Here is a 21,987-nt window from a genome sequence, read left to right as displayed (position 1 = left end):
TCTGGCGTAACCGGATCACGCCATCGGCAGTTGCTGGGCCATATGCCCAGCCGACCCATGGATGTGCCTTGCCCCGGTTCAGCGTCATCGTGCCCGCGTACAAGGTCCAGGCGTACCTCCAGGAGAGCCTGGATTCCGTGCTGTCCCAGTCCTTCGCGGACCTGGAACTGATCGCGGTGGACGACTGCTCACCGGACGCCTGCGGTTCGATCATCGACGAGTACGCGGCCCGCGACCGCCGGGTCGTGCCCGTCCATCTGCCCCGGAACGTCGGCCTCGGTCCCGCCCGGAACGCCGGTCTGGAGCGGGCCACCGGCGACTACCTGATCTTCCTCGACAGTGACGACACCCTCGTCCCCGGCGCACTCCGGGCGATCGCCGACCGCCTCAAGGAGACGGGCGCCCCGGACGTCCTGGTCTACGACTACGCCCGTACGTACTGGGCCGGCGACGTGGTCCGCAACCAGCTCGCGGACCGGCTGACCGAGGCCGGGCCGGCCACCTTCCGGCTCGCCGACCGCCCCGGCCTGCTGGGCGTGCTCATGGTCGTCTGGAACAAGGCGTACAGCCGGGAGTTCGTCGAGCGCGAGGGCCTCACCTTCCCGGCCGGCTACTACGAGGACACACCCTGGACCTACCCGGCGCTGCTGACCGCGGAGTCGATCGCCGTCCTCGACCAGGTGTGCGTGCACTACCGCCAGCGCCGTACGGGCAGCATCCTGTCCACCACCAGCCGCCGCCACTTCGACGTCTTCGACCAGTACGACCGGGTCTTCGCCTTCCTCGACGCCCGCCCGGAGCTGGCGCTCTGGCGCCCGGTCGTCTTCCGCCGGATGACCGACCACTTCACCAAACTGTTCGCCGCGCGCGGCCGGCTGCCGCGCGGCACGCGCCCCGAGTTCTTCCGCCGGGCCCGCGCGCACTACCGCCGCTACCGGACCCCCGGCGCGGCCGTCACCTCCGCCGCCCGCCTGCGGCACGGCCTGGTGCGCCTCGGCAGCCACCGTACGTACCGCCTGCTCGCCGCCGCGCGCACCCTCGGGGTCCGCGCGCTGCGCGGCTCGGGGGCCGCCCTGCGCGGACTGCGCACCGCCCTGCTGCGGCTGCACTACCGCAGCCAGCTTTGGCTGCCGCTGCGCGAGGACTACGTGGTGTTCGGAGCGGCCGGCGCGTACGGGGACCACGGCTACGCCGGCAGCCCGGCCGCGATCGAGGAGCGGGTGCGCGAACTGGCCCCGCAGCTGCGCACCGCCTGGATCACCCCCGCCGCGTACGCCCACACGGTGCCCACCGCGACCGGACGGCTGCGCCCCGGCTCGGCCGCGCACTGGACGGCCCTGGCCCGCGCCAAGTACCTCGTGGACCCCACCGGTTACGGCGGCGCGCTGGTCAAGCGGCCGGGCCAGATCCTCCTCCAGACCCAGCACGGCACGCCCCTCAAGCGGGTGGGTCTCGACCTCCAGGACCGTCCGGCGGCCGCGCCGGTCCCCGACTTCACCGGCCTGCTGCGCGGCGTCGATTGCTGGGACTACCTGCTGTCCGCCAACCGGCACGCCACCCTCGTCTGGGAGAAGGCCCTCCCCGCCGGCTACACGACGCTGGAGTACGGCCATCCGCGCAACGACGTCTTCCAGCGGGCCACCGCCTCCGACGTCGTCCGGCTCCGCGAGTCGCTGGGCATCCCGCCCGGCAGCACGGCCGTCCTGTACGCCCCGACGCACCGCGACTACCGGCGCAGCCGCCCCCGCTTCCTGGACCTCGAACGGGTGCTGCGCGACCTCGGCCCCCGCTTCGTCGTCCTCACCCGCGCCCATCCCGCGTACGGCGCACCGCTCTCCGACGGCGGCCGCGGCGGCTCACCCCGGCTGATCGACGTCTCGGAGTACCCGTCGGTGGAGTCCCTCTGTCTCGCCTCGGACGTGCTCGTCACCGACTACTCGTCGCTGATGTTCGACTACGCCAACCTCGACCGCCCGATCGTCATCCACGCCGACGACTGGGAGGCGTACGAAGCGGCCCGCGGCACCTACTTCGATCTGCGCGCCTGCCCGCCCGGCGCGGTCGCCCGCACCGAGGACGAGCTGATCGACATCTTCACCAGCGGCCACTGGCGGGGCTCCCGCTCGGCCCAGTTGCGGGCGGCCTTCCGGGCGCGCTTCTGCCCGTACGACGACGGGCACGCGGCGGAGCGGGTGGTCCGCCGGGTCTTCCTGGGCCAGACGGACGACCTGCCGCCGGTCGTCCCCCTCCCGGACCGCCACCCGGCCCCGCTCACCACGACGGCGACACTCCACCAGCAGCCCCGGTACGGAGAGTTCGACCGTCTGGAACCGAACCGGGTCTAGTGGCGACATGGCGAGTTGGCGGCTCCAGCATGCGTTCCACGTCATCCGGAACCCAGGGAAACGGCACCTCGGGCCATCGTGCGGCTGCCCACACGTCCAGATCGACGGCGAGAACAGCATCGATTGCCGGCTTCCAGCCATCCGATGTTCAGGCGGGTATACGCCGGGCGGTACCAGAGCGCGTAGACGCCCGACTCCCTGTCCGTGAACGCGTCCTCGTCCTGGGAGTCGTACTCGCTGAGATCCTCGTAGAACACCTGCACATCATCGCCGCACCGTTTCGGTGAGGCCTACGCGATTCCGCCATTCGCTGGTGGCTTAGCCCTTGAGGGAGCGTCCGGCGACGTGATCAAGTCGTTCGGCGAACACCCTTTCCGCGTCAGGCGTCAGGGTACGCAGAGCGACCATGGCGGTGAGCACGACGTCGCACAGCTCGCTCTGCACGTCTTCCCAGGTGTGGGAGTTGCCCTTGCGCGGATTGCACGCGGTTGCGCCCATGACAGCCTCGGCGACTTCGCCAACTTCTTCGGAGAGCTTCAGCACGCGCATCAGCTTCTCCGTCTGCGGGGGTACGGGGCTGTTCTCGTCGAGCCATGCGACGAGATGACCGACGGTCTCCCAGCTGCTGTGTTCCATGAAAGCGCTACTCCGTATTGATGCGGTGGGTGACGGTACCGCGCAGGCGCGAGAGTTCGGATGTGATCCGGTCCGATCCCTCCGAAGGAGTGATGTGACCCCTGCCACCGAGCGCCGGCGCGACGCGTCTCACCGCTCCAGCAGTGCGAACAGCTCCTCCCAGCGGCCGAGTACCTCCGGCTCGGCGAAGCGCTGGACGTTCACCCGTGCCCGCGCGCCCATGCCGTCCCGCAGCCGTGGGTTTCCGGTGAGCCGCAGCAGGCGGTCGGCCAGGGCATCGGTGTCGCCCGCCGGGGCCAGCAGCCCGTCCTCGCCGTCCCGCACGATCTCCCGTACGCCGGGCGCGCAGTCGAAGGCCGCGCACGGCACCCCGCTCGCCATCGCCTCCATCAGCGCCAGCGGGAACCCCTCGCCGCGTGAGGACTGGACGAACACCGAGCTGCCGGCCAGTGCCCCCGGCACGTCGTCGGTCCGGCCCATCCACTCCACCGAGGCGTCCAGTCCGAGCCGGGTGCACTGCGCACGCAGCTCGGCCTCGTCCTCGCCCGCGCCGTACAGCCGCAGCAGCCACTCGGGCCGCTGCGGCGCCACCAGCGCCCAGGTGTCCAGCAGGAGGTCGATGCCCTTCTGGTCGGCGAACCGGCCGATGCTCGCGACCACCTTCTCGGCGCGTGGGGAGGGCACCTCGGGCAGCCGGGGCAGGGCGTTGGGCATGACGCCGACGTTGTTCATGCCGTCGCCGATCCAGGTGTCGGCGTCCTCCTCGGTCAGCACCAGCCAGCGGTCCACCGACGCGTAGTTGTTCCGGATCCAGCGGTAGCGGTGGCAGGCGCGCGAGTAGGCGTACGACTCGTGGCTCATCCCGACGACCGGCATCCCGCGGGTGTCCGCCTCCCGCACCCACTCCATCGCCCACACCTGGGTGACGATCAGCACGGCACCGGGCCGGGCCGTGCGGAAGAGCTCGGTCAGCCGGGCCACCGTCTGCCGCTTGGCCGCGACCCGGGCCGCCTCGCGCCGCCGGGCGGTGAGGTCGAGGCGCCCGCGCAGGGCGCCGGGGCGCCACGGGGTGGGCGGATGGGCCGGGTAGAGGGCGGTCACCGGGCAGTCCGGGGCCTCGGGCAGCGCCCGCTGCGGGTCGGCCTCGTGGATGCCGATGAGGTGTACCCGGTGGCCGTTGCTCTGGAACAGCCGTGCCATCTGGCGCGTCCAGACCGTGACGCCGCCCAGTTCGTCGGTGGTGTTCGAGAGGATGAACACATCGCGTTCCGCGGTCACTTGGTCTTCCTCCTCGTCACGAGCAGGTCCGTGACGGTACGTGCGGCGTCACCCCGGTCGTAGTCGCCGTACCGCTCCGCGAAGCGGCGCCGCGCCTCCTGGTGGGCGAGGTCGGTCTTCTTCAGCTCGGCCACCGCCTTCAGCAGTTCGTCCTCGGTCTCGGTGACCGGGCCGGGGGCTCCGGCCCGCAGGTCGAAGTAGGCGCCGCGGTCCGCCGTGTACGCGTCGAGGTCCGGCGCGAACAGCACGATCGGCCGGTCGAGCAGCGCGTAGTCGAACATCACCGAGGAATAGTCGGTGATCAGCACATCGGCCAGGCACAGCAGTTCGCTCACGTCGTGGTGCGCCGAGACGTCCACCACCGAGCCCGGCGGGCAGGGCGGCAGCTCGGCGGCGTCCAGGTAGTGCGCCCGCACCAGCAGGACGTGCGTGTCGCCGAAGCGCTCCGCGAACCGCCGGACGTCGAGCGGCAGCGGGCGGGCGCGGCGCCTGCCGCGCCCCGGCGTGCCGCGGAAGGTCGGCGCGTACAGCACCACCTTGCGGTGGTCCTCGATGCCGAGTTCGGCGGCCAGCGGCGGCCGCGGGAAGCGGCCCGTCACCTCGTCCCGGGCCCTGGCGGCGAGCAGCACGTCATTGCGCGGATAGCCGGTGCGCAGCACCGCCTCCGCGGGGATACGGAAGCCGGGGACGAGCGTGCGCTCGTCGTGCTCGGAGCGCACCAGGAAGTGGTCGAAGCGGCCGACGGCCTCCGCCAGCCTGCGGCGCTGCGGGGCGTTCTGCGTCCGTACGCGCAGCTCGTCGAAACCCATCCGCTTGTACGCCGTGCCGTGCCAGGTCTGGATGTACGTCGTGCCGGGCCGCTTGCCGAGGGCGGGCGGGAAGCCCTGGTTGTCGATCCAGAACTCGGCGCGGGCCAGCGCCCACAGATACCGCCACGACCAGCGGCGGACCAGGCGCGCGTCGGTGGGGAAACCGGCGCGCGAGCCGGCGTACGACCAGTAGCAGCGCAGGCGCAGCCCGCGGCGGCGGACCTCCTCGTGGATCGCGCGCGGGCTGTCGCCGTAGCAGCCGCCCATGTGGCTCTCGAAGACGACGGTCCCGCGGCGTACCGGCAGCCGGCAGAACAGGCCGCGGTAGACGCGGGCCTTGACGGCCCGGGAGCCCAGGCGTTCGTACTTCCCGCGGGCCGTCCTCAGCAGGCGCCTGAGCGTGCGGGCGGGCCGGAAGTGGGTCGCGTAGTGCAGCAGGGCACGTGTGGCGCGGGCGGGCCGTCCGCTCGCCAGGAGCCGCAGCGCCAGATGGTGCTTCGCCGTGACGTACGGCTGCCAGGTGTCCCCCAACAGCCTGCCGAGCCGGGGGCGGGCGGGGAACGTCCCGGCCGCGTCGACGACTTCGGGCTCGGCGAAGAGATCCGTGACGAGCTGCGCGCCCTCGGCCTCGAGCGTCAGCCGGGTGTCCCACACGAGATCGTCCGAGCCGCGCGCCCGCAGCACCCGGGTGAGATCGACGGTGGCCCGCCACCAGAGCGCCGTGCCCTCGTGGCGCACCTCGTCGACCGGGGCTCGGAAGCTGCGGGCGCTTCCGTCGCGCACCCGGAAGTCCAGCCGGAGGGCGAGCGGCGACAGGGCGGGCAGCGCGCCCAGCGGCGCCACCAGGCTTCCTTCCAGGACCAGCCGGCCGCGCTCGGCGCGGCAGCGGATGAGCCGGTTCATCAGCCGCAGCCGGGCCAGCGGCAGGTGCTGGAAGCCGAGTTCGGTGACGTCGAACGCGGCCCGCCACGCGGGATCGCCGGCGGGTCCGGGACGCCAGAACACCTGCCCGGCCGCCGACGCGGTGAGCGGCGAGACGACCGTCCCGGGCCGGAGGAGGCCGTACGCGGCGTCCCGTACGCCCTCCGGGTCGCCCGCCACCAGCAGCTGTACGCAGACCCGCTCGGACGCCGGCAGCGCCGACCAGCTCCAGGGGTCGAGCCGGCCGGCGAGGCGCGCGGCGGCTTCGGCGGCGACCCGGGCGCGCTCGTCCCGGGCGAGCCCCGGGAACGTCATCGCGAGGGGCAGCAGGCGGTCAGTGACGAACGCCCGGTCGCGCTCGTCGCGCAGCGCGGTCAGTCCCTGCCGGTCCAGCAGCTGGCCGACCCGGCCGTGCGCCTCGACCAGGCCCGCGAGGTCGTGGCCGGGGCCGGGGGCCGTGCGGCCCCGGGTGATCAGGTTGCGGACCAGGGTGAGGGTGCGGGCGGTGGTGGCGGCTCTGGCGCCGAAGAGGATCTCGCTGTACCCGAGGTCCTCGGCGTACCGCAGTCCGTGCCGCTCCACGGTCTCCCGGCTCAGGCAGAAGCCGGCCACCAGGGCGTCCCTGACGACGAGTCCGGGGGCGTCGACGATGTCCTGCACCGTCCGGGAGCGGGCGTACAGCTCCGCGAGCGGGCCGGGCACCTTCTCCTTCCCCGAGTTCCCAGAGTTCCCAGAGTTCCCCGAGCCGGACTGGAGCTGCGACCAGCGGCCGGCGACGAGGTCGGCCCCGGTGCGGTGCGCCGCTTCCCACAGGTTGCGGCAGGCGTTTTCCTCCAGCCGCTCGCCGTCGCCGAGGACCAGGACGTACCGGCCGCGCGCCGCGTCGAGCGCGAGGTTGCGCAGCGCGGCCGTGCCGGTACCGCCGGCGTGGGGCCCGTCGATCACCGTGCGCACCCGTTCGGGGGCGCGTGCGGCGAGGGCCGCGGCCTCGATCCGTACCGCCTCGTCCGTGGCGTCGACGGCGACGACCGCCTCGGTGGCGCGCAGCGTCTGGGCGAGGACGGACTCGACGGACGCCCGCAGGGCGGCCGGGCCGCCGGGGCCGCCGGTGATCAGGCAGCTCATCTCGATGTCGGTCATGACCGGCCTCCCCCGAGCATCAGATCGGCCACCCGGGCGGACGCGTCCCCGGCGTCGAAGTCGCAGAACGTCTCCCGGAAGCGGGCGTAGGCGTCGCCGTGCTCCGCGGTCGCGGCGGCGGGTGAGCGCAGCGCCTCGGTCAGCGCGGCGGCGTCGGCAAGGAGCGGGCCGGGCGCCTGCGCCTCGAAGTCGAAGCAGAAGCCGCGCAGGGTGTCGCGGTAGTGCGCCAGGTCGTACGTGTGGAAGAGCATCGGGCGGCCGGTGTGCGCGAAGTCGAACATCAGCGAGGAGTAGTCGGTGACCAGCACGTCGCTGATCAGCAGGAGGTCCGCGGCGTCGGGGTAGCGGGACACGTCCCGGACGAAGCCCCGGCCGCTGCCGGGTACGGACCCGCCGACCAGGTAGTGCCGGCGGACCAGCAGCACATGGTCGTCGCCGAGGGCCCGCTCGACGGCGGCGAGGTCGAGCTGGAAGTCCAGCCGGGGGTCGGGCCGGTAGCGGCCGGCCTGCCGGGGCCGGTCCTCCCGCCAGGTCGGCGCGTACAGCACGATCCGTTTGCCGTCGGGGATCGCCAGGCGCTCCCGTACGGCCGCGGCGACCTTGTCCCGGTCGGCGGCGTGCAGCAGGTCGTTGCGGGGATAGCCGCACTCCAGGACGTCACCGGTGTAACCGAACGCGCGGCGCAGCACCGGGGTGGAGAACCGGTTCGGGGAGACGAGGACGCTCCACTGGGCGGCCCGCCGCTCCAGCGTGGCGATGTACTCGGCGTCGGCGCAGGCGCTGCCGGCCAGGTCCCGGCCGATGCGCTTGAGCGGGGTGCCGTGCCAGGTCTGTACGACGAACTGGCCGGCCGCCCGCTCGAACCACTCCGGCAGCTGGGTGTTGGTGACGATCCACCGCGAGCGGGCCAGCGCCTCGTACCACTCCGCGCTGTGCAGGGCGACGGACCGGGCGCTGGGCGGCACGCCGACCTGCTGGTCACGTACGGTCCACAGGTGCTCCAGCGGCAGCCCCCGCCCGGCGAGTTCCTCGTGCACCGCGCGGGGCGAGTCCGAGTACTGCCTGCCGTCGAAGCTGCAGTACAGGACGGTGTCCCGGAGCGGCGCACCACCGGCGCGCAGCCCGGCGTACCGCTCGCGCAGGCGCTGCTGGCGGTGGGCGCCGCGGGCGTCGGCCGGGAGGGCGGAGCCGGACTCCAGCAGCAGCCGGTCGTGGGAGCGCCGGGTGAGGGTGAAGTCCCGCCCGTTCAGGCTCCGTACGAGCGGCAGCGCGGGGAGCTGGTCCGGGCGCAGCCGGATGGGGACGTACTGCTCGGGGTCGCACTCCCCCGGTGTCCGGAAGTACGGATACCAGCGCCCCTCGGCCAGCGGCGACGTCCCGCCGGTTGTCGCGGCGGCGGTCGTCGGGACGGCGGCGGGCGGGAAGGCGGTGCGGAAACGGCCGTCCGTGTGGGCGACCGGGAAGGCCGTCTCCTCCTGGTGGGCGCTGTGCCGCAGCACCAGCTCCACGGCCCCGTCGCCGGGGAAGCAGCCTTCCAGCACCAGCAGGCCGTCCTGCAGCCAGGTGAGGGAGTCGGCGATCGGCTGCACCGTCTGGTCGCACAGCACCAGGTTGCCGGCGGCGTTGGCCGTGACGCACAGCTCCCGGCCGTCGCCGAGGCCGTAGCGGCCGGGACGGCAGGTGTCGCGGGCCGCGACCATCAGGCTGCCGCCGTCGGCCCGGACGAGCTGGACGCCCCAGGGCACGGACGCCTGCCGGTCTGGCGCGCCGGCCCGGAACACGTCGAGCGGTACCTCGGCGGTGAAGGCGGACCCGGACAGCTCGACCGGGAACTCGTGGGCGGCCTTGGTGTACCAGTTCTCGATCCGCAGGGCGGTGGGAGCACCGCCGGAACCGGCGAGCAGGGTTCCCTCGACGCGGACGGCGCCGGGCCCGTCGCCGTCCGCCGCGGCGTGGCCGGCGAGCAGGGCGCGTACCCGTTCGACCCGGAGCTGCAGCTTGTTGCCCGACAGCACGGGCACCACGCGGGTGCTGTCGTCCAGGTAGTGCACCGCAGGCACGGCCGGTGATCCCGGCATCCGCATCGGGCCGCGCCGCAGCCGCCCGGCGCCGGCGACCGCCACCTCCAGCTTCCAGGTGGTGCGTGGTGTCCGGCGGCCGAGCCGGCGCGGGTCGACGACCGTCTCGAACCCGGCCCAGTCGTAGTCGTGCAGCCGCTGCCGGGACTCGTACGTCGCGGCGGGCGTCCGGACGCCGCGCAGCCGCAGTGGGACGACATGCCGCCGCCCGGCGCGCAGCCAGGCCAGCCGGACCGGTCCGCGGCGGGTGCCGGCCGGCACGTTGCGTACGTACGCGTAGCCCTTGAGGTGGAGCTTCCCGCCCCGCCAGACGGCCTCGGTCAGATGGGAGACCACCGGCAGCTCGGCGGGCCTCAGGGCGGCGACGGCCCGGGGCAGCCGGCCGCCGATCACCGGGTACTCGGCGAGGCGTCCGCCCAGGGTCCCCGAGCGCACCCGGAACGCCCCCGGGTCCTCCTTCTCGAAGGCCAGCAGGGCGAGCAGGTCCGGCATGCGGCGCTCCCGGATGAGGTGCCATTTCACCCGCAGGTGCAGCGGAAGGCCGTCGAAGACGCGCGGATCCACCGTGCCGGCGAAGGAGTTGGCGTGCTGGAGGAAGGCGTCGTGGTAGGCGGTGTCGCCGTCGGGCAGGGCCTCGATGAACAGCCACAGGTCGCCGGAGAGTACGTGCGCGTCGTAACGCCGCTTGGCCTCGGCCCATACGGGGGCGCCGAGTTCGGCCCGCTCGGCGAGGAACCGGCTCACCGTGGAGACCGCGGTGACCCGGTCGCGGATTCCGCGGGGGACGCAGCGCCGGGTGGTGATCGAGCCGTCCCGGTCCCGCCAGTGGTAGACCGGTTCCGCCAGGACGTCGACGCCGCCGGCCAGGAAGTAGGCGGGCAGGACCACCGCGATGTCCTCGTAGAGCACGCCGGAGGGGAAGGCGAAGCCGTGCGCGTCCCAGAACGACTTGCGGAACACCTTGTTGCAGGCGATCCGGTCGCCGAGCAGGATCCAGTCGCGCGTCACCGCGGTACCGGACCGGGACTTCGCCATGGCCTTGCGGAACATCGGTGACTGTTCCAGTGCCCCGCCCGCGCGCAGCCTGAGGACGTTCCCGGTGGCGAAGTCGGAGCCCGACGCGTCGAGCGCGGCCAGCATGCGCGCGTACGCGTCGGGCGGTACGACGTCGTCACTGTCGACGAAGGCCAGGAAGTCGCCCCGGCCGTGGCCGACGCCGGTGTTGCGTGCCGCGCCCAGTCCGGCGTTGGCCTGCCCGACCAGCCTGAACCGCTCGTCCTCGGCCGCGAACCGGGCGGCGATCCGCGCACTGCCGTCCGTCGAGCCGTCATCGACCATGACGACCTCGAAGTCCGGCATGGTCTGGTCGGCCAGCGAGCGCAGGCAGTCGCCGAGGTAGTCCTCGACGTTGTGGATGGGGACGACGACGGTGAGGCGGGGCGTCATGCGCGGCGCACAGTCCTTCCGGGTTGATGGGTGTCGTGGGATGTCAGGGCTTCACGGCGATGCGGCCCTCGTCCATGCGCAGGAGCAGCAGCCGTTCGCCGGTCTTCTCCAGGAACTCGTCGGTGGCCTGCCGCGACCCCTGCCAGTACCCGTAGTCGTCGATGAGCAGCACACCGCCGCTGACCAGGCGCGGGTAGAGGTGTTCGAGCTCGTGGCGGGTGGAGGCGTACCAGTCGGTGTCCAGGCGCAGGATCGAGATCCGCTCGGGCGCCTGCGCGGGGACGGTGTCCTCGACCTTGCCCCGCACGTAGTGGATCCGGTCCGCCGGGTACGGGACGTCCGCGAACCCCTCCCGCACGTCGTCCAGCGTGGCCACCGCCCAGATGGGCCGGTCCTTGCCCTGGACGGCGAGCAGTTCCGCGGCGGACTTGCCGTCGCGCCGCATGTCCTCCTCGGTGGGCGGGGTCATTCCCTCGTACGTGTCGAAGAGATGGAGGTCCCGCTCGGTCTCGCCGAGGGAAAGCAGCGTCTTGGCGACTGCCTGCATGCTGCCGCCGCGCCAGACCCCGCACTCCACGATGTCGCCGGGGATCTGGTGCCGGACGATGTGACGCACCGCGTAGATCAGGGCGTTGAGCTTCTCGGGCGAGGTCATCGTCCGCGGCTTGACGGCCCGGATGATGTCCTGGGCCTCGCTGTCGTAGTCCTTGGGGAAGGTGAGTTCCTTCTTGGGCCGGGGCTTGGGGGCCGCCGGCGGGGGCGTCACCACCGGCCTGGGGACGGGGACCACCGGGACGCGCGTGAGCTGATGTCCGGTCAGTTGCTGGAGTACGCCGTTCACTGCGTTTCGCCATGCCATGCCGACGGAATGTACGCGCGGGTTGTTCGGTATGTCACTTTTCGTCAACCTGCCGTACCCGGCCTTCCAACGGTCGGGGCAACGGGACCCGGTCGACCCCGCCGACCCGGTTGGCCCACCAGACGTTCAGCTCGCGCACCGCGAAGGCCGCGGCGGCCGAACGGGCCCTGGTCCGGGCGGGCTTCTGGAAGACGCCGACGCTGTCGCCCCAGTACGCGTTCTTGGCGTCGATGGACGCGTAGTCGTGCCGGATGCCCTTCATCGGCGGGAAGTCGGTGTACGCCTCGCGCAGCCGCAGTCCCGAGTACGCGGCCATCGCCCGGAAGCCGTCGGGGTAGTAGCGCCAGCAGTCCTGTGCGTCGTGCACATGGCCGCGGGAGGGGGCGGTGATGAAGGCCAGGCCGCCGGGCCGGAGGATGCGGGCGATCTCCAGCATCGACGCCCAGAAGAACGGGATGTGTTCGAAGGCCTGGCCCGAGATCACGCAGTCGGCGCTGCGGGTCTTCACCGGGATGCGGTACGGCCGGGTCATCACCGCGTCCACGTTGGGGCCGTCGAGCACGTCGACGCCGACGTACTCGATGTCGTGGCCGGCCAGCAGCTCCCGGTGGGTGCGGCTCTGCCCGTCGGAGATCCGGGAGCCGAGGTCGACCACCCGCTGGCGCCGGCCGGCCGGCAGGTACTCCCGGACGCAGAGCGCCATCTGGTCGTGAGCGGACTTGTGCATGAAGGTCCTTCCGTGGGGGGCTTACCCAGCGCCGAACGCCCCTGCGCGAGGCGGCCGTTGCCCGACAGCAGGAGGTCGTCGCCGTCCAGGGAGTGGGCGGGCGTGCTCAACGGCCGTACGCGGGCGTCGCGCGCGTGGTCGTCCACCACGATGAGCTCGAAGTCACCGCAGGACTGGGCGAGTTCCTGGATGCGGCACACGGGCAGGGCGACACTGAAACGGGGCACGGAGACCGACAGTAGCCACCCGGGCACAGGGAGCGAAAACGGCGGATCACCCGTTCGGCCCAGCGTCGGCGACCCCGGTTCGCCGGGCGGACGGGCGTCGCGGTGGAGAACTGCCCGTGCATCGCGCGGGAGTTCGCCGAGCGGGACCCGCGGATCGGTTGCGTACGGCAGGAGAACCCCGGGCTCGGCGCGGCGCGCGACACGGGCGAGCGGCGCTGAGCGCTAGCGGGCCGGCTGGTCGCTGCCGTCACGTACGTCGTCGCGTACATAGAGGACCAGCAGCGCCTTGCCCGAGCGGTGGGTGTCACGGCGGGTGAACTCCTCGCGTAACACGGCCAGCTTCGCGCGGTCGGCGGGGTCCTCCGGCTGCCAGTCGTGGCGCGTGGCCGGGGATGCCGTCAGCACCCAGACGCGGTCCAGGCCGGCGAGCCGCCGGCGCAGTTCGGCGCCGCCGACCTCGGTGCCGTAGAGCGTGCCGGAGGGCGCGGCGGGCTCCCGCAGCGCCACGTCCCGCACGTCCTCGAACCGGCCGGGATAGCCCAGCGCCACCCGGCGGCTGAAGCCGGGCAGGTAGAGAACCGCGTCGCCGGGGTCCATCGCCCGGTCGGCGGTCCGTGCGACGGCGGCGAAGTCGTCCGCACGGGACACCGGAAGACGCATCCGCTGATGATCCGGCAGCTGCCACCAGAACGCCCCGGCGACGACGGCCACCCCGGCCAGCGCCGCCCCGCCCCGCCCCAGCGCGCCGGCACCCGCCGGGACGGCGCCGGCCAGGCGTTCCGCGCCTGCCGCCGCCAGGAGCGGGGCCCCGGCCAGGGAGAACAGCACGTAGCGGTCGAAGTAGAGCGGCTCCCACTGGGACACGGCCAGCAGCAGCGCCGGCGGGAGCAGGAGCAGCGGCAGCGCGACCGCCGTCAGCGGCAGCCGCCCGGGCGCCTTCCGGGGCAGGGGCCGCAGCACGGCCACGGCGATCAAGCCCAGGGTGGCGGCGACCACCACGCTCCGGGGTCCGGTGAAGGCGACGACGAGCCGCCCGGCCGCCACCGCGTCCGGCCTGCCCAGCCAGCCGACCTGACCGCTCTGACCGCGCGAGACCACCACCAGCGGCAGCAGCACCACGCACACCGCTCCCGCGGCCGCCACCCACCCCCGCCATACCCGCCGCTCCACCCGCGCCAGCAGCAGGGTCGCCGCATGGGCCGCCAGCAGCAGCAGCGCGAACATGTGCAGCAGCGCTGCGCAGGCGGCGACCGCCGCGTACCAGGACCACAGCCGGCCGCCGCCCCGCTCGGCGGCGTACGACAGGAGCAGGGTGGCGAGCGCCGCCGCGCAGGCGACCAGCGCGTACGAGCGCCCCTCCTGGGCGTACTGGCCGGCGAACGGCGTGCCCGCGTACGCCAGCCCGGCCCACAGCCCCACCCGCGGCCGCGCGAGCCGGGCGCCGGTGGCAGCGACGAGCGCGGCGGTACTGGCGGCGCCCAGCACGGACGGCAGCCGGAGGGCGACCTCGCCGAGGCCCGGGAAAGGGGCGAGGACGAGGTGCATCAGTGCGTAGTAGAGGCCGTGCACGGCGTCCACCGAGGTGACGAGGTCGGCGATCTCGGGGAGCGAGCGCCGGGCCACCTGGAAGGTGGCGCTCTCGTCGCGCCACATGGTGCCGCGGTCCAGACCCCACAGGCCGAGGGCGAGCATCACCACGAACGGGACCAGTACAGCAGTACGAGTGGACCGCATGGCCCGATCATCGACGGCCCGGGCGGCGTTTCCGCGTACCCTCCGCGTATCCAGGGCCAACCGGCCGTGAACCCGCCGGGTCGCCGGGGCGGCCCGGCGGGTTCACGGCCGGCGCTACGCGGCCCCCGGCCCCGACGGGGTCAGCCCCGCGACGACCGCCGCCGCCAGCTCGTCCAGGTAGCCCGGCGGCAGCTCACTGCGGACCACGACCAGCCGCCAGTACAGCGGCCCGATGACGAGGTCGAGCGCCCGTTCCGGGTCGGTACCCGCGGGCAGCTCGCCCCGGGCGACGGCATCGCGCACGATCTGGCCGGCGATGCCCTGCTGGCCGTCCACCAGCGCGCTGCGGATCGCGTCGGCGAGCTCGGGATTGCGCACCGATTCCACCAGCAGATCGGGGATGACCTGCGAGGCCACGGGATGCCGCAGCACATGGGACATCACTTCGAGCAGCGCCCGGACGTCGCCGTACAGCGAACCGGTGGCGGGTACCGGGAGGCCCTGCGCGGCGAAGGCGGAGACCAGGTCGAGGACGAGGTGCAGCTTGGAGCGCCAGCGGCGGTAGACGGCGGTCTTGCCGACGCCGGCGCGGCGGGCGATGCCCTCGATCGACATACGGGCGAAGCCGACGGCGGCGAGCTCCTCGAAGACGGCGGCTCGGATCGCTTCGGTCACGTCCTCCCGGAGCACTGCGGCTCCGGCGGGGGCGCGGCGTGGGGTTCCCGGGTCGGTCATGCACCCAGCATAGCGACAGGACGAGACGGTTGCGTCCCGACGTACTGCGGCTTACGCTCCCTCGTAGCGACGATACGGGTCCGTCCCCTCGCTCGCGGCCCCCCTTGTCCCTCTGGCGAATGCCCCACTGGCGAATGCCCCTCTGGCGAAAGCGAGCGCGCGTGAGTCGGACGACCGAGCTCCCGGCCCCGGCCCCGGCGCGGATGCCCGCCCCGCGGCCGAGCCCCGCCGGGCCGAGTCCCGCCGAGCTGGCCGCCGCGCACGGCCTGTCGGTGTGCGGCGAGCGCCCGTCGGTGGCGGAGTACAGCCGCCGGCTGTGGGCGCGCCGCCACTTCATCGGCACGCTCGCCACCGCCCGGCTGACCGCGCAGTACAGCACCGCGAAGCTCGGCCAGGTCTGGCAGGTCATGACTCCGCTGCTGAACGCGGCGGTCTACTACTTCATCTTCGGCGTCCTGCTCGGCACCGGCCGCCGCGTCCCCGACTTCGTGCCGTTCCTGATCACCGGCGTCTTCATCTGGAACTTCACCAGCACCACGATCACCGCCGGGACCCGCGCGATCACCGGCAGCATCGGCCTCGTACGCGCCCTGCACTTCCCGCGCGCCTCCTTGCCGATCGCCGCCGCCCTCCAGCAGCTCCAGCAGCTGCTGTTCTCCCTGGCCGCGCTCGCCGTGCTGCTGGTCTGCTTCGGGCAGTACCCGCGCCCGGCCTGGCTGCTGGCCGTGCCCGCCCTGCTCCTCCAGGCGGCCTTCAACACCGGGTGCGCACTGATCGTGGCCCGGCTGGCCCACCGGATGCCGGACATCAGCCAGCTCACGCCGTTCTTCCTGCGCACCTGGATGTACGCGTCCGGTGTGATGTGGAGCCTCGACCACGTACGCGGCCGCGCCGACCTGCCCGACTTCGCGGTGCTGGCGCTCGAGTGCAATCCGGCCGCCGTCTACATCGACCTGATGCGCTTCGCGCTCATCGACAGCTTCACCGCCTCCCAGCTGCCGCCCCATGTGTGGTTGCTCGCTATCGGCTGGGCCGTCCTTGCGGGATCCGGCGGCTTCATCTACTTCTGGAAGGCAGAGGAGGAATACGGCCGTGGCTGACACAGCTGACAGTGACACCAGAGTTCCGACCGTGATCGCCGACGACGTCCACGTCGTCTACAAGGTCAACAGCGGTGGCTCGGGCAAGGGCAGTGCCGTCGCAGCCCTGCGCAGGATCCTCTCCCGCAAGGAGGCTCCCGGAACACGGGAGGTGCACGCCGTCAAGGGCGTGACCTTCACCGCCTACAAGGGCGAGGCCATCGGCCTGATCGGCTCCAACGGATCGGGCAAGTCGACGCTGCTCAAGGCCATCGCCGGACTGCTGCCCGCCGCGAGCGGCAAGGTCTACACGCAGGGCCAGCCGTCGCTGCTCGGCGTGAACGCCGCCCTGATGAGCGACCTGACCGGCGAGCGCAATGTGATGCTCGGCGGCCTGGCCATGGGCATGACGCGCCAGGAGATCCGGGAGCGCTACGCGGACATCGTGGACTTCTCCGGGATCAACGAGAAGGGCGACTTCATCTCGCTCCCCATGCGTACGTACTCCTCCGGCATGGGGGCCCGGCTGCGCTTCTCCATCGCCGCCGCCAAGAGCCACGACGTCCTGATGATCGACGAGGCGCTGGCGACCGGCGACGCCAAGTTCCGCCGGCGCAGCCAGCAGCGCATCGCCGAACTCCGCCGGGAGGCCGGCACGGTCTTCCTGGTCAGCCACAGCCTCGGAACGATCCGGGAGACGTGCGACCGGGCGATCTGGCTGGAGGCCGGCACGCTGAGGATGGACGGACCGGTCAAGGACGTCTGCGACGCGTACGAGAAGTTCACCAGCCAGAAGTGACGCGGAGGAGGAAGGGGCGCCCCGGACCAGGTCCGGGGCGCCCCTTTCAGCCGTTACGCGTCAGCTGTGCAGCCGTGCGTCAGCTGTGCGTACGCAGCAGCGTCCGCATCGTCCGCATCGCCACCGACAGGTTCGCCAGGTCGAAGAAGTCCGACCCCTGGATCTCCTCCAGCGTCGTGCGGGCCCGGCCGAGGATCGCCGCGTTCTTCGCCTCCCAGGCCGTGAAGCGCTGCTCGGGGGTGGAGCTCCCGTTGCCCACCGACAGCACCTCGGCCGTCAGTCCGGCGTGCGCCGCGAACAGGTCCTCGCGGATGGAGGCGCGGGCCATGGACTGCCAGCGGTCGGCCCGCGGCAGCTCGATGATCCGGTCCATCAGCTTGGTGATGTGCAGCCGGTCGGCGAGGTCGTAGTACACCTCGGCGACATCCATCGGGTCCTTGCCGGTGCGGTCCGCGATCGCGACGATGTCCAGCGCCGGGAAGGCGGAGGAGAATCCGGCCACCCGTCCGGCCAGTTCACCGGGGACGCCCGCATCGGTCAACTCGTCCAGGATCCGCTGGTACCACTCCAGGTCCGGGCCCCGCAGCAGCTTGGGCAGCTCGGACCAGACCTGCGCCACCCCCTCGCTGAAGAAGCCGATGGTCTCGGCGACCTCCAGCGGCTGCGGACGGTTGTTGAGCAGCCAGCGGGTGCCACGCTCGACCAGGCGCCGCGAGTGCAGCCGGATCCGGGTCTGGATACGGGCGGCGACCTTGTTGTCCAGCGCCTCGACCTCGTCCCAGATCTTGGCCAGGTCGAAGATCTCGCGCGCCGCGAGCTGCGCCCGCACGATCTCCTCGAGCGAGGCCCCGGTCTCCTCACGGAGCCGGTGCAGGAACGTCGAACCACCCGTGTTCACCGTGTCGTTGACCAGCACCGTGGTGATGATCTCGCGGCGCAGGGCGTGCGACTCGACCTGCTCGGGGAACCTCTCGCGCAGCGCCTGCGGGAAGTACGCGTGCAGCAGCCGGCGCAGGTACGGGTCGTCGGGCAGCTCGGTGGCGATGAGCGCGTCGGCGGTCGTGATCTTCGTGTACGCGAGGAGGACAGCCAGCTCGGGCTCGCTCATTCCGCGGTTGTTGTTCAGCAGTTCGCGGATCTGCCGGTCGCTCGGCAGGAACTCCAGCGCCCGGTCGAGGTGCCCGTCGCGGCCCAGCCTGCGCATGAAGCGCTGGTGGGCGTGGAGCAGGCTGGGCGACTGGGCGACGGCGTTGGCCAGCGCGGTGTTCTGCGCGTAGTTGTTGCGCAGCACCAGCTGTCCGACCTCGTCGGTCATCTCGGCGAGCAGCCTGTTGCGCTGCTTGACGGTCATGTCGCCGTCCGCGACGACCGCGTTGAGCAGGATCTTGATGTTCACCTCGTGGTCGGAGGTGTCCACGCCCGCGCTGTTGTCGATGGCGTCGGTGTTGACCTTGCCGCCCGTGCCGTCGGGGCCGCCCTTGGTGGCGAACTCGATCCGGCCGAGCTGGGTCAGACCCAGGTTGCCGCCCTCGCCGACGACCTTGGCCCGTACGTCCTCGCCGTTGACGCGGATCGCGTCGTTGGCCTTGTCGCCGACGTCGGCCTGCGATTCGGCGGCGGACTTGACGTACGTACCGATGCCGCCGTTCCACAGCAGGTCCACCGGCGACTTGAGGATCGCCTTCATCAGTTCGGCGGGGGTCAGCTTGGTGACGCCGTCCTCGATGCCGAGGGCCTCGCGCATGTGCGAGTTGACCGGGATGGACTTGGCCGTACGCGGGTGGATGCCACCGCCCGCGGAGAGCAGGTCCTTGTCGTAGTCGGCCCAGGACGAGCGCGGCAGCTCGAACAGCCGGCGGCGCTCGGCGTAGGAGACCGCCGAGTCGGGGGTCGGATCGATGAAGATGTGCCGGTGGTCGAAGGCCGCGACGAGGCGGATGTGCTCGCTGAGCAGCATGCCGTTGCCGAAGACGTCGCCGGACATGTCACCGACGCCGACCGCCGTGAAGTCCTGGGTCTGGGTGTCGTGCCCGAGCTCGCGGAAGTGCCGCTTGACGGACTCCCAGGCACCGCGGGCGGTGATACCCATGCCCTTGTGGTCGTATCCGGCCGAGCCGCCGGACGCGAAGGCATCACCGAGCCAGAAGTTGTAGGACTGCGCGACCTCGTTGGCGATGTCGGAGAACGTCGCGGTGCCCTTGTCCGCGGCGACGACGAGGTAGGTGTCGTCCTCGTCGTGCCGGACGACGTCCGCGGGCGGCACGACCTCGCCGGCCACCAGGTTGTCGGTGATGTCGAGCAGCGCGGAGATGAAGGTGCGGTACGCGGCGATGCCCTCGGCCAGCCAGGCGTCGCGGTCCACGGCCGGGTCCGGCAGGTTCTTGGCGACGAAGCCGCCCTTGGCACCGACCGGCACGATGACGGTGTTCTTCACCATCTGCGCCTTGACCAGGCCGAGGACCTCGGTACGGAAGTCCTCCCGGCGGTCGGACCAGCGCAGACCGCCGCGGGCGACCTTGCCGAAGCGCAGGTGGACGCCCTCGACGCGCGGCGAGTACACCCAGATCTCGAACGCCGGCCGGGGTGCCGGCAGGTCAGGGATGGCCTGCGGGTCGAACTTCATCGAGACGTACTCGTGCTGCTTGCCGCCCGCCGCCTCCTGGAAGAAGTTCGTGCGCAGGGTGGCCTTGATGAGGGTGAGGAAGGCGCGCAGGATGCGGTCCTCGTCGAGCGAGGCGACCTGGTCAAGCGCCAGGTCCATCTCCTCCAGCAGCGCGTCGGTCAGCTCGGTGCCCGCCCGCTGCCGGTCCGGCGACATCCGGGCCTCGAAGAGGGAGACCAGCAGCCGGGTGGTGTGGACGTTGTTGCGGAGGGTGTCCTCCATGTAGTCCTGGCTGAAGGTCGAACCGGCCTGCCGCAGGTACTTGGCGTAGGCGCGCAGCACCACGGCCTGCCGCCAGTTGAGACCGGCCCGCAGCACCAGGCTGTTGAAGTTGTCGTTCTCGGCCGCGCCGGTCCAGACGGCGGCGAAGGCCTCCTGGAACCGCTCGCGCGCGTCGTCGGCGAGGTAGTCGCCGTTGGCCGCGGGGATGGGCATCCTCAGACCGAAGTCGTAGATCCAGGCGTGCGTACGGTCCGCGCAGCGCACCTCGTACGGCCGCTCGTCGACGACCTCGACACCGAGCCGGTTGAGGACCGGCAGGACCGCGGAGAGGGAGACCAGGTCGCCCGCGCGGTAGATCTTGAAGCGGCGCTCACCGGGGGCCGCGCCCACCGGCTCGTACAGGGAGAGCGCGAAGTCCTTCCCGCTCGTCGACAGCTTCTCCAGCTGCAGGAGGTCGGCGACGGCGGCGCGCGGCGAGTGGTCGGCCTTGTAGCCCTCGGCGAAGGCGGATCCGTACTTCCGCAGCAGCTCGGCGGCGCGCTCCTCGCCGGTTTCGGCGTTGAGCGCCTCGGCGAAGCCGTCGGCCCAGGAGCGGGCGGCCTCGACGAGCCGGGCCTCGATGCGCTCGGCATCGGCGTCGGTGAGTCCGGCCAGTTCGGTGCCCGGCGGGACGCGGACGACGAAGTGGAGCCGGGAGAGGATCGACTCGGTGTTCCAGGCGGTGAAGTCGACGCTGGTGCCGCCGAGCTCCTCCTTGAGGATGTCGATCAGGCGCAGCCGGACACCGGTGGTGAAGCGGTCGCGCGGCAGGTAGACGAGAGCCGAGTAGTAGCGGCGGTACTCGTCCTGGCGCAGGTACAGCCGCAGCCGGCGGCGTTCCTGGAGGTAGAGCACGCTGGTGACGATCGAGCGGAGCTGGTCGACCGGCGTCTGGAAGAGCTCGTCGCGCGGGTACGTCTCAAGGATCTGCAGCAGGTCGCGGCCGTCGTGGCTGTGCGGCGAGAAGCCGGCGCCGTCCAGCACCTCGGCGACCTTGCGGCGGATGACGGGCACGCGGCGGACGGACTCGGTGTACGCGGCGGAGGAGAACAGGCCGAGGAAGCGCCGCTCGCCGACGACGTTGCCCTGGTCGTCGAACTTCTTCACGCCCACGTAGTCGAGGTAGCTGGGGCGGTGCACCGTGGAGCGGCTGTTCGCCTTGGTGAGGATGAGGAGCTTGTGCTCGCGGGCCTTGGCGCGGGCGTCGGCGGGCAGCCGGTTGAACGACGGCGAGACGGGGTGGCCGTCGTCGGAGCTGTGGTGCGGGTCGGAGCGCAGGATGCCGAGGCCGGTGCCGGGGACGGCGGCGAGCGAGTCGTCGGTGGTGAGCTCGTACTCGCGGTAGCCGAGGAAGGTGAAGTGGTCGTCGGCGAGCCAGCGCAGCAGCTCGCGCGCCTCGTCGACCTCCTGGTCGCGCAGATCGCCGGCGGTCGGCTCGGCGGGCAGCTCGTCGGAGATACGCACCGCGGCGTCGCGCATCTTCTCCCAGTCCTCGACGGCCTCGCGCACGTCGGACAGGACGCGCAGCAGGTCGGAGGTGATCTGCTTGAGGTCGGCGCGGTCGGTCTCGCGGTCGATCTCGACATGGATCCAGGACTCGACGAGGGCGTCGTGCGGACGGGCGCTGTCCGTGCCGTGCGCGTCACAGTCGGAGCCGAGGACCTCGATGAGCTTGCCGGTGAGGTCGCGGCGGACGACGACCTGCGGGTGGATCACGACATGGATGCCGCGGCCCTGGCGGGAGAGCTCATTGGTGACGGAGTCGACCAGGAAGGGCATGTCGTCGGTGACGACCTCGACGACGGAGTGGCTGCAGGTCCAGCCGTTCTCCTCGACGGTCGGGGTGTGCACCCGGACGTTGGCGGTTCCCTGTGGACGGTTCTCGGCCAGTCGGTAGTGCGAGAGCGCCGCGCCGAACACGTCGACCGGGTCGCGGTCGGAAAGGTCCTCGGGGGCGGTGTGCAGGTAGTAGCGCTGGAGGTAGGCGAGGAGAGCATCCTGGTCGGGGCCCTCCCCGCTGTGCTCAGCTACCCGGGCCGCCCGGGCGAGCAGCTCGGCCTTGGCTTCGTCCAGCTTGGTCTGCATGTCCTCTGGCTCCTGTCGCGCGCCGTTGCGTGACGTAGGTGAAGGAAAAAATGACGTACCGCCGCGACGCGGGGTGTCCGGTCGGAGTCGACGCTATGTCGCGATGAGAGATGACCGGGGCGGAATCGGCCAATGTCGCTGCCGACCGGCCCCGGTAACAGGGATC

The 21,987-nt window shown here is 72.1% G+C and carries 12 protein-coding genes; 3 read left to right on the top strand and 9 right to left on the bottom strand.

Annotation, left to right across the window (positions count from 1 at the left end):
• The first annotated feature begins 68 nt into the window (after nt 1-68).
• Entirely contained in the window at nt 69-2,345 is a 2,277-nt protein-coding gene (locus ACWV17_RS17830; RefSeq protein WP_455360525.1) for a bifunctional glycosyltransferase/CDP-glycerol:glycerophosphate glycerophosphotransferase, read from the top strand.
• Between the two features lie 318 nt (nt 2,346-2,663).
• Here the strand turns inward: ACWV17_RS17830 and ACWV17_RS17825 are convergent, their stop codons facing one another.
• The 8 genes from ACWV17_RS17825 to ACWV17_RS17790 form a co-directional block, all read right to left on the bottom strand.
• Nucleotides 2,664-2,981 carry a MazG-like family protein gene (locus tag ACWV17_RS17825; protein ID WP_455360524.1) on the bottom strand — a complete coding sequence of 106 codons (318 nt, stop codon included), beginning with the start codon at nt 2,979-2,981 and terminating at the stop codon, nt 2,664-2,666.
• A gap of 129 nt (nt 2,982-3,110) precedes the next feature.
• Nucleotides 3,111-4,259, bottom strand: coding sequence for a glycosyltransferase (locus ACWV17_RS17820; RefSeq protein WP_455360523.1), 1,149 nt, complete (start codon nt 4,257-4,259; stop codon nt 3,111-3,113).
• Nucleotides 4,256-7,129, bottom strand: coding sequence for a CDP-glycerol:glycerophosphate glycerophosphotransferase (locus ACWV17_RS17815; protein ID WP_455360522.1), 2,874 nt, complete (start codon nt 7,127-7,129; stop codon nt 4,256-4,258). Before ACWV17_RS17815 ends, ACWV17_RS17820 begins: the two co-directional genes overlap by 4 nt.
• Nucleotides 7,126-10,653, bottom strand: a complete 3,528-nt coding sequence (locus ACWV17_RS17810; RefSeq protein WP_455360521.1) for a CDP-glycerol glycerophosphotransferase family protein — start codon at nt 10,651-10,653, stop codon at nt 7,126-7,128. The genes ACWV17_RS17815 and ACWV17_RS17810 overlap by 4 nt, the downstream gene beginning before the upstream one ends.
• A 43-nt stretch (nt 10,654-10,696) precedes the next feature.
• Nucleotides 10,697-11,512, bottom strand: coding sequence for a TylF/MycF/NovP-related O-methyltransferase (locus tag ACWV17_RS17805; RefSeq protein ID WP_455360520.1), 816 nt, complete (start codon nt 11,510-11,512; stop codon nt 10,697-10,699).
• Between the two features lie 34 nt (nt 11,513-11,546).
• Nucleotides 11,547-12,239, bottom strand: coding sequence for a methyltransferase domain-containing protein (locus ACWV17_RS17800; protein ID WP_455353425.1), 693 nt, complete (start codon nt 12,237-12,239; stop codon nt 11,547-11,549).
• Nucleotides 12,240-12,688: 449 nt separating this feature from the next.
• On the bottom strand, nt 12,689-14,200 hold the full coding sequence (locus ACWV17_RS17795) for a glycosyltransferase family 39 protein (RefSeq protein ID WP_455360519.1): 1,512 nt from the start codon (nt 14,198-14,200) through the stop codon (nt 12,689-12,691).
• A 114-nt stretch (nt 14,201-14,314) separates the two neighbouring features.
• Entirely contained in the window at nt 14,315-14,935 is a 621-nt protein-coding gene (locus tag ACWV17_RS17790) for a TetR/AcrR family transcriptional regulator (protein WP_455360518.1), read from the bottom strand.
• Between the two features lie 203 nt (nt 14,936-15,138).
• Here ACWV17_RS17790 and ACWV17_RS17785 point away from each other — a divergent pair, with 203 nt between their 5' ends.
• Nucleotides 15,139-16,035, top strand: coding sequence for an ABC transporter permease (locus tag ACWV17_RS17785; protein ID WP_455360584.1), 897 nt, complete (start codon nt 15,139-15,141; stop codon nt 16,033-16,035).
• On the top strand, nt 16,028-16,813 hold the full coding sequence (locus ACWV17_RS17780; RefSeq protein ID WP_455360517.1) for an ABC transporter ATP-binding protein: 786 nt from the start codon (nt 16,028-16,030) through the stop codon (nt 16,811-16,813). Before ACWV17_RS17785 ends, ACWV17_RS17780 begins: the two co-directional genes overlap by 8 nt.
• A 79-nt stretch (nt 16,814-16,892) precedes the next feature.
• On the opposite strand, the gene ACWV17_RS17775 is transcribed toward ACWV17_RS17780, so the two are convergent.
• Nucleotides 16,893-21,821 carry an NAD-glutamate dehydrogenase gene (locus tag ACWV17_RS17775; protein ID WP_455353421.1) on the bottom strand — a complete coding sequence of 1,643 codons (4,929 nt, stop codon included), beginning with the start codon at nt 21,819-21,821 and terminating at the stop codon, nt 16,893-16,895.
• Between the last annotated feature and the right edge of the window lie 166 nt (nt 21,822-21,987).

It is taken from the genome of Streptomyces mabaensis (assembly GCF_053763515.1).
The sequence above is the reverse complement of the archived record's forward strand: the minus strand, read 5'-3'. Positions and strand labels throughout refer to the sequence as shown.